The organism is Haemophilus sp. SZY H68, from assembly GCF_018829685.1.
In the GTDB taxonomy this organism is placed as follows: domain Bacteria; phylum Pseudomonadota; class Gammaproteobacteria; order Enterobacterales; family Pasteurellaceae; genus Haemophilus; species Haemophilus haemolyticus_K.
Genome location: NZ_JAHKKB010000001.1, coordinates 597837 through 613319, shown reverse-complemented (window position 1 = coordinate 613319; position 15483 = coordinate 597837). Strand labels below are relative to the sequence as shown.

At 37.4% G+C, this 15483-nt stretch carries 14 protein-coding genes and 1 tRNA gene; 10 read left to right on the top strand and 5 right to left on the bottom strand.

Going from position 1 to position 15483, the window contains the following annotated elements; translation table 11 throughout:
- Positions 1-37 precede the first annotated feature (37 nt).
- Positions 38-2677: a phosphoenolpyruvate carboxylase gene (gene ppc / locus KP712_RS02940; RefSeq protein WP_215770537.1), complete on the bottom strand. Its 2640-nt coding sequence runs from the start codon at positions 2675-2677 to the stop codon at positions 38-40.
- Between the two features lie 186 nt (positions 2678-2863).
- Positions 2864-3871, bottom strand: a complete 1008-nt coding sequence (gene purR / locus KP712_RS02935; RefSeq protein ID WP_215770536.1) for an HTH-type transcriptional repressor PurR — start codon at positions 3869-3871, stop codon at positions 2864-2866.
- Positions 3872-4224: 353 nt separating this feature from the next.
- Between purR and dapD the strand changes: the two genes are divergently transcribed.
- Positions 4225-5052: a 2,3,4,5-tetrahydropyridine-2,6-dicarboxylate N-succinyltransferase gene (gene dapD / locus KP712_RS02930; RefSeq protein ID WP_215770535.1), complete on the top strand. Its 828-nt coding sequence runs from the start codon at positions 4225-4227 to the stop codon at positions 5050-5052.
- Positions 5053-5118: 66 nt separating this feature from the next.
- On the opposite strand, the gene tehB is transcribed toward dapD, so the two are convergent.
- The gene (gene tehB, locus KP712_RS02925; RefSeq protein WP_215770534.1) at positions 5119-5979 is read right to left on the bottom strand and encodes an SAM-dependent methyltransferase TehB; all 861 of its coding nucleotides are present in this window, start codon (positions 5977-5979) and stop codon (positions 5119-5121) included.
- Positions 5980-6091: 112 nt separating this feature from the next.
- Positions 6092-8140, bottom strand: a complete 2049-nt coding sequence (metG, locus tag KP712_RS02920; RefSeq protein WP_215770533.1) for a methionine--tRNA ligase — start codon at positions 8138-8140, stop codon at positions 6092-6094.
- Positions 8141-8290: 150 nt separating this feature from the next.
- Here metG and apbC point away from each other — a divergent pair, with 150 nt between their 5' ends.
- The 4 genes from apbC to bioD all read left to right on the top strand — a co-directional run bounded on the left by apbC (position 8291) and on the right by bioD (position 11640).
- Positions 8291-9403: an iron-sulfur cluster carrier protein ApbC gene (gene apbC / locus KP712_RS02915; protein ID WP_111407439.1), complete on the top strand. Its 1113-nt coding sequence runs from the start codon at positions 8291-8293 to the stop codon at positions 9401-9403.
- A gap of 104 nt (positions 9404-9507) precedes the next feature.
- Positions 9508-10536, top strand: a complete 1029-nt coding sequence (add, locus tag KP712_RS02910) for an adenosine deaminase (RefSeq protein WP_111407438.1) — start codon at positions 9508-9510, stop codon at positions 10534-10536.
- 3 nt (positions 10537-10539) lie between these two features.
- Positions 10540-10806, top strand: coding sequence for a YcgL domain-containing protein (locus KP712_RS02905; RefSeq protein ID WP_048953264.1), 267 nt, complete (start codon positions 10540-10542; stop codon positions 10804-10806).
- A gap of 102 nt (positions 10807-10908) precedes the next feature.
- Positions 10909-11640: a dethiobiotin synthase gene (bioD, locus tag KP712_RS02900; RefSeq protein WP_048953265.1), complete on the top strand. Its 732-nt coding sequence runs from the start codon at positions 10909-10911 to the stop codon at positions 11638-11640.
- A 29-nt stretch (positions 11641-11669) separates the two neighbouring features.
- Here the strand turns inward: bioD and KP712_RS02895 are convergent, their stop codons facing one another.
- On the bottom strand, positions 11670-12233 hold the full coding sequence (locus tag KP712_RS02895) for a DUF1439 domain-containing protein (RefSeq protein WP_111407437.1): 564 nt from the start codon (positions 12231-12233) through the stop codon (positions 11670-11672).
- Between the two features lie 68 nt (positions 12234-12301).
- On the opposite strand from KP712_RS02895, the gene KP712_RS02890 reads away from it, so the two are divergent.
- The 5 genes from KP712_RS02890 (at position 12302) to nusA (ending at position 15483) form a co-directional block, all read left to right on the top strand.
- Positions 12302-13024 carry a hypothetical protein gene (locus KP712_RS02890; protein ID WP_111407436.1) on the top strand — a complete coding sequence of 241 codons (723 nt, stop codon included), beginning with the start codon at positions 12302-12304 and terminating at the stop codon, positions 13022-13024.
- Positions 13024-13158, top strand: coding sequence for a hypothetical protein (locus tag KP712_RS09160; protein WP_258183674.1), 135 nt, complete (start codon positions 13024-13026; stop codon positions 13156-13158). Before KP712_RS02890 ends, KP712_RS09160 begins: the two co-directional genes overlap by 1 nt.
- Before the next feature lie 103 nt (positions 13159-13261).
- Positions 13262-13338, top strand: a tRNA-Met gene (locus tag KP712_RS02885).
- Between the two features lie 185 nt (positions 13339-13523).
- The gene (gene rimP / locus KP712_RS02880) at positions 13524-13979 is read left to right on the top strand and encodes a ribosome maturation factor RimP (protein ID WP_111407434.1); all 456 of its coding nucleotides are present in this window, start codon (positions 13524-13526) and stop codon (positions 13977-13979) included.
- Positions 13980-13995: 16 nt separating this feature from the next.
- A complete protein-coding gene (gene nusA / locus KP712_RS02875) occupies positions 13996-15483 on the top strand; it encodes a transcription termination factor NusA (RefSeq protein ID WP_111407433.1) in 1488 nt (495 codons plus the stop codon).

Genomic DNA, 15483 nt, shown 5'->3' with positions numbered 1-15483 from the left:
AAAAGTGCGGAAAATTTTCCGCACTTTTTTCATCTTTCTAGCCCGTATTGCGCATCCCTGCCGCGATACCTGTGATGGTAATCATCAATGCTTGTTCCACATCGGGATTGACTTGCTCAGGATTTTCACGGAAACGGTGAAGCAATTCTACTTGCAGAAGATTGAGTGGATCCGTGTAGATATTACGCAATGCGATTGAATCTGCAATCCAAGGTAAATCAGACATCAATTCACTTTGGTGAGAAAGTGAAAGGACAGTTTGAATATCATCTTCAAGTTGTTTACGCAAATTTTCGCCTAAATACCAAAGTTCTTTTTTCACTAATCGTTGATCATATTGTTGGGAAAGCCAAGCATCTGATTTACTAAATACCATTTCCAACATACCGATTCGAGTTGAAAAGAACGGCCAGTTTTCGCACATTTCATGAATGATATCGCCTTTGCCTTGTTCAATAATCTGACGGATAGAGGCACCCGCGCCCAACCAAGCTGGCAGCATTAATCGATTTTGCATCCACGCAAAAATCCAAGGAATGGCGCGTAAACTTTCCACGCCGCCATTTGGATTGCGTTTTGCTGGACGAGAGCCAAGCGGCAATTTGGAGAGCTCCTGTTCTGGCGTCGCACTGCGGAAATAAGGAACGAAATCTTTATCGCCACGCACCACGCCACGATAAATGTCGCAAGAGATAGTAGAAAGCTCGTCCATTATAGTGCGCCATTCTGGTTTCGGTTCTGGTGGTGGTAAAAGATTTGCTTCTAAAATGGCGCTGGCGTAGAGATCAAAGGTTTCTATCGCCACAGCTGGTAAACCCAGTTTGAAGCGGATCATTTCACCTTGTTCTGTTACACGTAAACCATTTTTTAGTGAACGAGGTGGTTGAGAAAGTAATGCCGCATGTGCTGGCGCACCGCCACGACCAATCGTTCCACCACGTCCGTGGAATAAAGTGAGTTCAATGCCAAGTTTTTCAGTTAAATTCACTAAGGCTTCTTGTGCACGGTATTGCGCCCAAGAGGCTGCCATCATTCCCGCATCTTTTGCCGAATCCGAATAGCCAATCATCACCATTTGACGATTATTGATAACGCCACGATACCAACCCACATTGAAAAGTTGAGTCATCACTTTTTCGGCTGCATCTAAATCATCTAAGGTTTCGAATAATGGCACAACAGGAATATGATATGGCACGCCTGCTTCTTTTAAGAGTAAATGAACGGCTAAAACATCAGATGCACTGCGTGCCATTGAAATAACATAACACGCAATGACACCTTGTTTTTGTTGAGCAATGACTTTGCAAGTATCTAAAATTTCTTTGGTTTCAGGCGATGGTGTCCAGTTTTGCGGAATTAATGGACGGTGTGAGCTTAATTCGCGAATTAAGAAAGCCTGTTTATCGTCTTCCGTCCATTGAGAGTAATCACCTAAACCAATATAGCGCGTGATTTCAGCAATGGCATCGGTGTGACGTGTGCTTTCTTGGCGAATATCCATTTGAGAAAGCGTTACGCCAAAACAACTAATACGGTGCAAAATATTCAACAATGAGCCATTTGCAATAATGCGCATACCGCATTGAATTAAAGATTGATAACAATCGTAAAGTGGCTCCCAAAGTTGATTATCTTCTAAAATAATTTCGCTTTCAGATACGCGCGGTGTGCGATCTGATAGGTGATCATCAAAATAAGCTAATGTTGCCGTAAGCTGATTGCGTAAATTTTTCACCACAAAGCGATAGGGTTCTAAATGCTCGCCATATTTAGCACAAAATTCATCGCTACATTTCACCATTGAAAGTTCATCGGCTAATTTGCTGATGTCTTGTAAGAATAAATCCGCCGCTTTCCAACGGGCAAAATAAAGCACTTTTTGGGTGATTTGTGCGGTAACAAATGGGTTTCCATCACGGTCACCGCCCATCCAAGAGGAAATGCGTACGGGTTTTAATCCTACTGGCAAATCGTAACCTAAAAATTCACGGGCGGTTTCGTTGAGTTGGCGTAAAAATTCTGGCACAGCTTGCCACAAACTGTTTTCCAACATCGCAAAGCCCCATTTGGCTTCATCAAATGGCGTTGGGCGAACAGTACGAATTTCGTTGGTATGCCATGCTTCAGCGATTAAGCGAAGTAATAGGCGCTCAATAATATTGCGTTCTTTTTCAGTTAAATCATGGTGTTCTAGCTTGCTTAAACATTTATTGATTTCAATATGTTTATGAATGAGTGAACGACGTGTTGTTTCTGTTGGGTGTGCGGTCAGAACAAGCTCAATTAATAATTTTTCAACGGTTTTATGCACCTCTTCCACTGAGGCATTTTGTTCTTTTAAGCGTTTGAAAAGTTCGATTAAGGATTGAGAAGAACTTTGAGCAAGAGAATGTTCACGCGAAATTGTTTGATATTGTTCAGCTATGTTAGTGAGGTTTAAAAATTGGCTGAAAGCACGTGCGACAGGAATAATATTGTCATTAGAAATACTACCGAGCGTGTCGAGCAATTCTTGTCTTGCTTTATCATTACCAGCACGAGAATTACGAGAAAGTTTACGAATATTTTCGATTAATTCGAGAATATCGGCACCTTGTGCATCGTTGATTGTTTCTCCGAGAAAACGCCCTAACATACTAATGTTATTGCGCAGAGTGCGGTACTCTTGTGTCATATGAACTCCTAAAAGTAAAAAATAAAATTCGTAAGTTGGCGATAGATATAGCTAAAAACGGAAGATTGGGCAAATGCTATTCATAGAAACATTGAAGATAATCAAGAAAAGCTAAAAAATAGATAAAAAAGAACTGCACTTTTTATGGATTGTTTAAAAAGTGCGGTTTATTTTTAATAAGTTTTATTAAATTGATTTAACGGATTTTCGAATAATAAGCTCAGGACCAATGTCAATACGGCTATATTGCTGAACGCCTTGATCTTTTTGACTGATTCGTTCTAATAAAATATTAACCGCCTGTCTGCCTAATCGTAGCTTAGATTGGTGAATGGTGGTTAATGGTGGCGCATAGAAACGTGAAGCATGAATATCATCATAGCCGATAATTGACATATCATCTGGCACGCGTAACCCTTTTTCTGTTAGTGCAGAAATTGCACCAAGCGCCATCACATCGTTACAACAGAATAGGGCAGTTGGTAATTCCTCTTGAGCCAGTAAACGATTCATACATTCATAACCGTCTTCAGGCTCAAATGCACCTTCCAGTACCCAAGATGGATTGATTGTTAATTTAGCTTCTTTCATTGCTTTTACAAAGCCTTCATAACGAGTTCTTGCAGTAGTTTTATTGAGTTCACCGCAGATAATACCGATTTTTTTATGACCGCAATCAATGAGATGTTTGGTTGCTAAATAACCGCCATCAAAACTATGATCATCAATTACATCCGTATTAGCATTTGGGCCCCAATCCATTACAACCATTGGAATACTGGAAAATGACGAAAGCAAATCCAATGAGTCTTGCGTATATTCAGAACACATCACCAGCAAACCATCTACCCGTTTTTTCGCTAACATTTCTAAATGGTTTTTGACTTTTTCAGAATCATTTTGTGTATTACATAAGAAAAGGGAATAACCTTGACGATAACAATGTTCTTCGACGGAATGAATGATCTCAGCAAAGTAGGGGGCTTCACTAGTGGTGACAATCATGCCGATCGATTTGGTTGTATTCACTTTTAAACTTCTTGCAACAGCGCTTGGTGAATAATTCAGTTGTTTAATTGCAAGTAATACAGATTCTTCTGTTTCTTTTGCAACAAAACGCGTTTTATTTATTACATGTGATACTGTCGTGGTAGATACGCCAGCCATTTTTGCGACATCTTTAATTGTTGCCATACATTGACCCCTAGAAAATTTTTCCTATTATAAAGGTTTATAGAATATTTCGTTACTTTTATTATAATTTTTTTGTAAAAGAGATGATTTTTCCTAATAAATATTGCTAGAATGTACGCAAATTTTTTATTTAGGAGAAAAAGATGAGTGATTTTGGTTACGCCATGATAATGGTTGTTTTTAGTATGACTGTTGTTGTAGGGCTAGCACTATCAATTTTTTAATTGTGTTTATTTTATGAATTACCGCGCTTTGTTAGAAAACAAAGGGCGGTATTTTTTTAGGTTTTTGCTTGAGACGCAAAAGTATGGTAAAAATAATAACGTTTTATTCATTAACTAATAGGAATTATCATGTCAAATTTACAACAAATTATTGAAGTTGCATTTGAGAAACGTGCAGAAATTACACCAAAAACCGTTGATGCAGAAACGCGCACGGCAATTGAGGAAGTGATCGAAGGATTAGATTCGGGTAAATACCGTGTTGCAGAAAAAATTGATGGCGAATGGGTAACACATCAATGGTTAAAAAAAGCGGTTTTACTTTCATTCCGTATTAATGACAACCAAATCATTGACGGTGCAGAAACAAAATATTACGACAAAGTAGCATTAAAATTTTCGGATTACACCGAAGAACGTTTTACTGAAGAAGGTTTCCGTGTTGTGCCTTCTGCAACGGTGCGTAAAGGTGCATACATTTCTAAAAACTGCGTATTAATGCCATCCTATGTAAATATTGGTGCTTACGTTGGCGAAGGCACAATGGTAGATACTTGGGCAACGGTTGGTTCATGTGCACAAATCGGTAAAAACGTTCACTTATCTGGCGGCGTAGGCATCGGCGGCGTATTAGAGCCATTACAAGCTAACCCAACCATTATCGGTGATAACTGCTTTATCGGAGCTCGTTCAGAAGTGGTAGAAGGCGTTATCGTAGAAGATGGCTGTGTTATTTCAATGGGCGTATTTATTGGTCAATCAACCAAAATTTATGATCGTGAAACCGGTGAAATTCACTACGGCCGTGTACCAGCAGGCTCTGTGGTGGTATCTGGTAGCCTTCCATCAAAATGTGGAAAATATAGCTTATACTGCGCCGTGATCGTGAAAAAAGTGGATGCAAAAACTTTAGGTAAAGTTGGCATCAACGAATTACTACGTTCTATTGAAGAATAATAGAACGTAAATAAAATAATGACCGCTCTTTTTTCATAAAGGCGGTCATTTTTTATAAATGAGTGATTATTTCTTTCTCGCTAACATCGTAGCAAATTTCATTTTAATGCGATTGCCGTTTTCATCGGTTTTGTGTAATTCGCCCATATTTTCGTTATATTCTAAGAATTCCCAATCTTTGTAATATTCTTTCAATTCATTTTCAGCAAAAGTGAAAGAGAACGGAAGTGGGCAAGGCACATCATCTGTGGACATCGCGGCAACGATTAAGTTATACCCACCGACATTGGTATGTTCTTGCATATTTTTAATGATTGATGGCACACGTTCACGATTTAAGAACATAAACACCACAGTTGAGACAATAAAATCGTAGTTTTCTTGAATGTTGGCAGAGTTAATATCGTAAAGTGCGGTAGAAATATTAAGGTTTTCTTTCTCTTTGGTTTCATTTAAAAAGGCAATGCTATTTTCATTGTGATCCCAAGAGATCACATCATAGCCTAATAAACTTAAATAAAGTGAATTACGCCCTTGTCCGCAACCTAAATCTAATACTTTACAAGGCGAGATAATTTTTGCTGCATCCACTACATCGCCGTGAGTGGCTGTCATATTGTATTTTTTACTGAAGTAATCTTCTTTTTTGCAATAGAAACCTAGGGTACATTCTAAATCATCAGAAAGCGCTTCAACACGATGCCATGCTTGAGGTTCAACAAAAGGAATGTCACTTTCTGGGGTAAAAATATGCTCGGCAATAACATCGCCATTTTCGGCTAGCTCATAAAATTTAAGCTTACCTTTTAATACAGTTAATTTTCCCCAAGTGCCAACTTTAGTATTGTGTTTTTCTTGGAACATTTGTGGCAATTTGTCTTTTGTCCACACTGGCATTTGTTTATAGCAAATTAATTCGTTTTTCATAATATTCTCCAAACAGATAAATAGTTGAGTGTTATAGTAGGTTATAAGTCGCCTATTTTCAACAAGAAAATAAAAGGGCAACGTAATGTTGCCCTCATTTAGATTGAATTGATTATTTGACTTGCATACCTGCAGTGACACCGCTATCGACAGATAACAAGAATAAATCACTACCGCCTGTTCCTGCGGATAGAATCATTCCCTCTGATACGCCGAATTTCATTTTACGTGGTGCAAGGTTTGCCACCATAATCACAAAACGACCTTCTAATTCTTCAGGCTTATTGTAAGCCGCTTTAATGCCAGAGAAGACTTGACGAGTATGATCGCCAAGATCCAATTCAAAACGTAAAAGTTTATTAGATTCTGGCACCGCTTCGCATTTCAACACTTTTGCTACACGCATATCAAGTTTAGCAAAATCATCAATGGTGATGGTTTCAGCAATAGGTTCAACGGCAGAAAGTGCGGTTGGTTTTGCTTCAGTTTTTTCTGCAGCTTTATTGGCTGCAGCAAATAAGGCTTTGGTTTCTTCCACAACCGCATCAATTTGTTTTTTCTCTAAACGAGAGAATAAGGCTTTGAATGGTGCAAGAGTATGGCCAAGTAATGGTTGATGAATATTATCCCAACGTAATTCAGCTTGTAAGAAGGCTTCTGCACGTTCTGCTAGTTTTGGAAGAACAGGTTTTAAGTAAGACATCAACACGCGGAAAAGCTCAATTCCCATTGAACATACGGCTTGTAATTCTGCCTCTTTGCCTTCTTCTTTTGCAATCACCCAAGGGGCTTTTTCATCAATGTATTTATTGGCTTTATCTGTTAATGCCATAATTTCACGAATGGCTTTATTGTATTCACGGCTTTCGTAATAAGCGGCAATTTGCTCAGCTTGGGCGGTAAATTCTGCAAATAATGTTTCATCTTCCAGTTTATCCGCAAGTTTGCCTTCAAAGCGTTTCGCTATAAAGCCCGCATTGCGTGAAGCTAAATTCACTAATTTGTTTACAATATCCGTATTTACACGTTGTACGAAATCTTCAAGGTTAAAGTCTAAATCTTCAATGCGATCATTTAATTTTGCTGCATAGTAATAACGCAAACATTCAGGATCGATATGATTCAAATAAGTGCTGGCTTGAATGAAAGTCCCGCGAGATTTTGACATCTTCGCCCCATCCACCGTGACATAGCCATGAGTGAACACATTAGTCGGTTTACGGTAGCCACTACCTTCAAGCATTGCAGGCCAGAATAGACTGTGGAAATAAACGATGTCTTTACCGATGAAATGATAAAGCTCCGCATCGCTGCCTTCAGCCCAAAATTCATTGAAATCAATGCCTTTATGATCGCATAGATTTTTGAATGAAGCCATATAGCCGATTGGCGCATCTAACCAAACATAGAAGAATTTATCTTTTGCACCTGGAATTTCAAAACCGAAATAAGGCGCATCGCGTGAAATATCCCATTGTTGTAAACCGCTTTCAAACCATTCTTGCATTTTGTTCGCAATTTCAGATTGAAGTGAGCCAGAACGTGTCCATTCTTTTAACATGCCTTCAAATGCAGGTAAGTCAAAGAAAAAGTGTTCAGATTCTTTTACAACAGGAGTTGCGCCAGAAACAGCTGAACGAGGATTAATTAAATCCATTGGGCTATAAGTTGAAGCACAAACTTCGCAGTTATCGCCATATTGATCTTCTGCTTTACATTTTGGGCAAGTGCCTTTCACAAAACGATCAGGCAAGAACATATTTTTTTCAGGGTCGAATAGCTGAGAAATAACTTTACTCTTAATAAAGCCATTGGCTTTGAGTTTATTGTAAATTTCTGCGGTGAGCTGTTTGTTTTCTTCGCTGTGAGTGGAATGGTAGTTATCAAAACTAATATTAAAACCTGCAAAATCACGCACGTGATCGGCTTTTGCTTTAGCAATTAATTCTTCAGGTGTAATGCCAAGTTTATCGGCATTCAGCATAATCGGAGTACCGTGTGCATCGTCTGCACAGACAAAATGGATTTTATTGCCACGCATACGTTGAAAACGCACCCAAATATCCGCCTGGATATGTTCTAACATATGGCCTAAATGAATTGCCCCATTGGCATAAGGCAAAGCGCAAGTGACTAAAATTTTACGGGGTTGAGTTGTCATTTATTATTCTCTTTTTTAGCATATAAAAATTGTGGACATCTTACCCGATACAGGGCTTTTTTTCTAGTTTGAAAAACTTTAACTTAACATACCGCACTTTCCGTGATTAAATATGCCCGACAAATTTACTCTACTAAACAGGAAGTTATTATGGCAACCTACTTTTCTGATAATTTGACTGCCGAGCAGCAAAATAAAGTTCAGCAGATTATCCAACAATTTCAGCATCCAACCCTGCAAAAGGATCTGATTGCGCTTAATACTTTGAAAAAAGTGGAAAAGGGCGGTGATACTTTACGCATTGAATTGAAATTACCTTTTGCGTGGAATTCTGGTGCAGAACAGTTAAAACAAGCGGTTTCAGATGCGTTATTGAAAGCAACAGATTGCAAGGCAATTAAATGGGCGATCTCGTATCAAATCGCTACACTTAAACGTGCGAATAATCAACCCGCTGTAAAAGGTGTGAAAAATATTATTGCTGTGAGTTCTGGTAAAGGCGGTGTAGGGAAATCATCGGTTTCTGTTAATCTAGCTTTAGCATTACAAGCACAAGGCGCACGTGTCGGGATTTTAGATGCGGATATTTATGGCCCTTCTATTCCACATATGTTAGGCGCAGCGGATCAACGCCCGACTTCGCCAGATAATCAACACATCACCCCAATTAAGGCACATGGTTTATCTGCAAATTCCATTGGCTTTTTAATGAATGAAGACAGCGCAACAATTTGGCGTGGCCCGATGGCGAGTAGCGCATTAAGCCAATTATTAAATGAAACTCTATGGGATAGTTTAGATTATCTTGTTATCGATATGCCTCCGGGCACGGGTGATATTCAACTTACTTTATCACAACAAATCCCTGTGACTGGTGCAGTGGTAGTGACAACCCCACAAGATATTGCTTTGCTTGATGCGGTGAAAGGTATTTCAATGTTCGAGCGAGTATCCGTACCGGTATTGGGTATTGTGGAAAATATGTCAATGCATATTTGTAGCGAGTGCGGTCACCACGAAGCAATTTTTGGCACAGGCGGTGCAGAAAAAATGGCTGAAAAATACAATGTGAAAGTATTAGCTCAACTTCCTTTACACATTCGTATCCGTGAAGATTTAGATGCGGGCAATCCAACTGTTGTGCGAGTGCCTGAAAATGAAATTTCACAAGCATTCTTACAACTCGCTGAGAAAGTCTCTACAGAACTTTACTGGCAAGGTTCCGTAATACCAAGTGAGATTTTATTTAAAGAAGTGAAATAATCGAAAAAAAGATAGGGCTGCATTTGCAGCCCGTTTTTTCCTAGGTTGATCTTCTTACTGTTTCTCAATAAAATCTAGCGCAATTTTTTATTTGGTGGATCATTATGATGAAAAATATATCAAAATATGCTTTGATAGACCTCCATCTTCATTTGGATGGTTCGCTTTCTCCTGAATGGATTTTTGAGTGGGCGGAAAAACAAAACATCAACTTACCTGTAAATGACATTGAATCACTTCTTAGATTAATTTCGGCGCCCAAAGATTGTAGTGATTTAAATCAATATTTAAATTGTTTTGCAATTCCCGTTTCTTTATTACAAACACAAGATTCCATTTCTTCTGCAGTTTTTGACTTGGTAAAACGTTTAGATAAACAAGGTGTAGTTTATGCTGAAATTCGTTTTGCACCACAGCTTCATATAAAAAAGGGATTAAATCAATCAGAAGTGGTGGAAGCCGCATTAGTTGGCTTAAAACAAGGACTGAAAGATACCGCACTTTTTAGAGTAAATTTAATTTTATGTTGTTTAAGAGGTATTGGCTCTTTAGAAAATAACTTAGAAACTATTAATATAGCCAAAAAATATCTGACTATAAAAGATGCCGGGGTCGTTGCGGTGGATTTAGCTGGACCAGAGGCAGGTTATCCAACCCAAAATTTTTCCCAAGAATTTCAGCTTGCTAATCAACTTGGTATTCCTTTTACGATTCATGCAGGTGAAGCAGCCGGGGCCGAAAATGTGCAACAGGCAATTAATCTTGGTGCTAGTCGTATTGGGCATGGTATTCGAGCGGTAGAATCTGAGCAAGTTATGTCTGATTTAGCTATAAAAAATATTGCTGTAGAGATGTGTCCTTGTAGTAATTTACAGACAAAAGCAATTGATAATTTAAAAAATTATCCACTTAGAACTTTTTTACAAAAGGGGATTATGGCGACGCTAAACACAGATAATATGACCGTATCACAAACTGAAATTAAACAGGAATTTGAATTATTAGAGTCTGATTATCAATTAACTGAATTTGAAGCAAAAAAATTGCTGAATAATGCTATTAATGCATCATTTCTTAGTATAGAAGATAAAATTGCATTAAAAACATATATTAAAATGAAAGGAATAGATTAATTTATGTTGTGTGCAATTTATAAGAGTAAAAAGAAACCAGGAAGTTATTTATATTTAGCAAAACGCGATGATTTTTCTTCTTTGCCTGAAGCACTGTTAGAGCAATTTGGTAAACCTGAAATCGTGATGATGTTTAATTTATTAGGCTCAAAAAGATTGCATTCTGTAGATAATCAAGAGATTTTGGAAAAAATTAAACAACAGGGATTTTATTTACAAATACCTAAACAGGATGATGGTTTATTTAATAGTTTGAGTGAGATCAAATAATCTGTTTATTTTCAAAGCTAAAAAACAAAAGTTTGCGTTACCTCAATTTCTTTCTTCAAAAATTCTTTTAGAATCGCCCGCAATTTTTTTAAGGAGAACGAAATGAGTAGCTTTTTTGTTGCGGGGACTGATACAAATGTGGGAAAAACCACTGCTTGTCGAGCAATTATACAAGCCTTACAAAATAAGGGTGTTCAAATAGTAGGATATAAACCTATTGCCTGCTGTGGTGAGGAGGGGGTTTATCCTACAGTTCAAGTTGAGAAAAATGATTCAGATTATGACAGTTTCAGCAATTCTGATGTTTTAACATTGATGGCTTCAACAAATCAGGATGTAAAGTATCAAGATATTAATAGCTATACATTTACTCATCGTTTTCCGATGCTTACAGAAGATAGAACGAGAATTAAGTTAGAGAAGATCAATCAGGATCTTATGCGTTTAACTTCCCAGTATCAGTCTGTTGCGGTAGAGGGATCCTTTGGATTAATGACTCCAATGTCAGAAGAAAAAAGTTTTGCAGATTGGATTGTTTCCCATAAAATGCCTTTAGTGCTTGTGGTGGGAATTAAAGACGGTTGTGTTAATCATGCTTTATTGACAGTTCAAGCAATTCAACAGCTAGGCGTACCTTTATTAGGATGGGTAGCCAATCGTGTTAATCCTTTATTAGGTCATTATGCTGAAATAATTAGTCTTTTAGAGAAGCATATTGAGGCACCTCTATTAGGACAAATACCCTACTTACATAAACCAGAAGAACAGGAATTAGGGCATTATTTAACAAATATTGAACGTTTAATGTATATGAAAACAGAATTAGTTAAATAAAATTCTTAATAACGAGTACTACTTGTTATTTAAAAAATTCCTGTATCCAATGTAAGTTTACCTTGTTCAATTAAAATCTTTTTTGCAAATTTTTTTATAAGCACATCACGCATATTGTTTTTATCTAATGTATAAACAGGAATATGTTCTAGTAATTTAGCGACATTTTCATTTAAAAAAGGCATGATTGTTTGCATTTGTTGCATATATTGCTGTGGTTCTCCTGACCAACGTAAAATACGCATTTTCTTTAAATAAACCGCACCTTCTTCGGAGTTATAATAAGGAACTGTATCGAAGGTCAGATTTAATTTTCCTGGCAAATTTTTATTGCCAAATTGAAATAAACCCTCTAAAGTACCGCTCATTTCTACGCGTTTATCATTAGTTTGCCCAATTTTTGTACTTAAATTTCTTACTTCATAATCAAGAAAAAATAATCCTGGTAAGCCAAATTTATCCGCAATAGCTCCTTTTTCCTGTAGATATTGATTGATTTGAGATTCAGTTATTGAAAAAGGTGAGGCCGATATATTAGGGGATACCGCTAAAATAGACGTTAACGTAAGAAATAATAATTTAATTTTTTTCATATTTTAGTTAAAAGCAAAATAAAAATGGTGGACAAATATACCATAAATAGTAATAGAGTGATGTAGTTATGAGTCATGAGTTTAGGCAATATGTTAATCAATTAGTTATAGAGCATCGTGGTGAACGAATTTATCCTTTTCACTATGAAGGCAAAAAATTCTGGTTGAAGCAACCTGAAAAATTGAAGGGGATTTGGCTACTATTGAAACCGTATCCGAAGCAATCTTTTAAAAATGAACTACAAACTTTGTTGAATCTTGCTGAAAAAAAAGCACCTGTTCCAAAAGTCTCTTATCATAATGAGGATTTTTTTGTATTGGAAGATGTGGGAATCACTTTATCACAATGGTTATGTGATAAGAGGGCAAATAATCAGCAAAAATTTTCTATCATTTATGATGCTTGTCTCGCTTTGATTGATTTACATGATAAAAATCTGGTACATGGTCGTCCTGCTATTCGAGATATTACTTGGGATAAAGGAAAAGTTACTTTTCTTGATTTTGAATCTCGTTCAAGTAGTCAAAATCAAAATTGGTTAATCGTTCGAGATATGCTATTTTTCTTTGATAGTTTATGTCGAGAAGAAGATATTTCAGACGATTTTATTCAAAAAGTGGCATTGTATTATCAAGCTCATTGTAGAGTAGAAAATTGGCAGAATATGATCGTATTTTTGCACCGTTTTCGCTGGGTTTATTATCTTTTACTGCCTTTTAAACCTATTGCAAAGACAGACTTAATTGCCGTTTATCGATTATTTGAAATTTTATTAATAAAGGAAAAATGATGAAGAAAACACTTTTTATTATTGTATTATCAAGCATATTAGCGGCTTGTACTGTAGGTGGTGGCGCCAGCGCTGGTGGCGGAAGTAACGGCGTTGGATTAGGACTAGGGATTGGCTCTGGTATTCGATTTTAGTGATGATGGAAAGTGCGGTAAGTTTTGACAAAGTTTTTAATGAACTTAGTAAAACTTCTTGCATTTTAAATTTTTATCACTATAATGCATCCCATATTTCGGACGCGGGGTGGAGCAGCTTGGTAGCTCGTCGGGCTCATAACCCGAAGGCCGTCGGTTCAAATCCGGCCCCCGCAACCAATAATAAGTTCAGTAAAAGAACCCCAGTTTTGGGGTTTTTTTCTATAAGAAATTTAATAAAAACTGGGCTTAGGTTCCTGTGACCTAACCCTTTTTTTATGCCTAAAATTTTTTGTAGAAGTTTTTAGATTAATCAAAAGCAGTTATTTTGACTAAAAACTGACACCACAGTATAGGAGTAGAAATTGGCTACATTAGAACAAAATTTACAAGAAATGCTACAAGGCGCAGTAGAGGATTTAGGTTGTGAACTTTGGGGCATTGAATGTCAACGAGCAGGCCGTTTTATGACTGTGCGTTTATTTATTGATAAAGAAGGTGGCGTGACTGTCGATGATTGTGCTGATGTAAGTCGTCAAGTGAGCGCAATTTTAGACGTGGAAGATCCAATTGCGGATAAATACAATCTAGAAGTGTCTTCACCAGGTTTAGATCGTCCGTTATTTACCTTGCCACAATTTGAACGCTATATTGGGCAAGATATCGCAGTGCATTTGCGAATTCCAGTGATAGAACGCCGTAAATGGCAAGGTAAGTTAGAGCGTATTGAAAAAGATATGGTTACTTTAATCGTTGATGGACAGGAACAAGTTTTAGTCTTTGGTAACATTCAAAAAGCGAATGTTGTTGCAAAATTTTAAAAGGAGTAAAAGAAAAATGAGTAAAGAGATTTTACTGGCGGCAGAAGCCGTATCTAATGAAAAGTTATTACCACGTGAGAAAATCTTTGAAGCGTTAGAAAGTGCTATTGCGCTCTCTACCAAGAAAAAATATGAATACGAAATTGATATCCGAGTGTCAATAAACCCAAAAACAGGTGATTTTGATACTTTCCGTCGTTGGTTAATTGTTGATGAAGTCAAAGTGCCAACGAAAGAAATCACTTTGGAAGCGGCACAATTTGAAGATCCAAATCTTCAAATTGGCGATTATGTAGAAGATCAAATCGAATCTATCGAATTTGATCGTATTGCAATGCAAACAGCACGTCAGGTCATTAGTACTAAAATTCGTGAAGCAGAGCGTGAGAAAGTGGTTGAACAATTCCGTTCAGAAGAAGGTAAAATTGTAACGGGTACGGTGAAAAAAGTTACTCGTGATAATATTATCCTAGATTTAGGAAATAAAGCAGAAGCCATTATTGCCCGTGAAGATATGCTTCCTCGTGAAAATTTCCGTCCGGGTGACCGCGTACGTGGTGTGCTTTATAAAGTGAACCCTGAAGGCAAAAATGCACAATTATTTGTGACGCGTTCTAAACCAGAAATGTTGATCGAATTATTCCGTATTGAAGTGCCTGAAATTGGCGAGGAAATGATTGAAATTCGTGGTGCGGCTCGTGATCCTGGTTCTCGAGCTAAAATTGCAGTGAAATCAAACGATAAACGTATTGACCCAGTTGGTGCTTGTGTGGGTATGCGTGGTGCGCGTGTTCAAGCCATTACTAATGAACTTGGTGGTGAGCGCGTTGATATCGTGCTTTGGGATGATAATCCGGCACAATTCGTGATCAATGCAATGGCTCCGGCTGATGTATCTTCTATCATCGTTGATGAAGATAATCATTCTATGGATATTGCAGTTGAAGCAGCTAACCTTGCGCAAGCAATTGGTCGTAATGGTCAAAATGTGCGTTTAGCAACACAGTTAACAGGTTGGACACTAAACGTAATGACTACTGATGATTTAAATGCAAAACATCAAGCAGAAGATAACAAAGTGTTAAACTTATTTATTAACTCATTAGAACTTGATGAAGAATTTGCACAAATCCTTGTAGAAGAAGGCTTCACAAGTTTAGAAGAAATTGCTTATGTGCCAATGAATGAATTGACTGCAATTGATGGTTTAGAAGATGAGGATCTTGTAGAAGAACTTCAAACTCGTGCTAAAAATGCGATTACAGCCGCAGTAGTAGCTGAAGAAGAAGCATTGAAAAAAGCGAATATTGAAGAGCGCTTATTGAATTTAGATGGCATGAATCGCCATGTGGCATTTAAATTAGCTGAAAAAGAAATTACTACTCTCGAAGAACTCGCCGAACAGGGTGTAGATGATTTAGCAGATATTGAAGAATTAACAGCAGAACAGGCAGCAGATTTAATTATGGCTGCACGTAATATCTGTTGGTTTGGCGAAGAATAA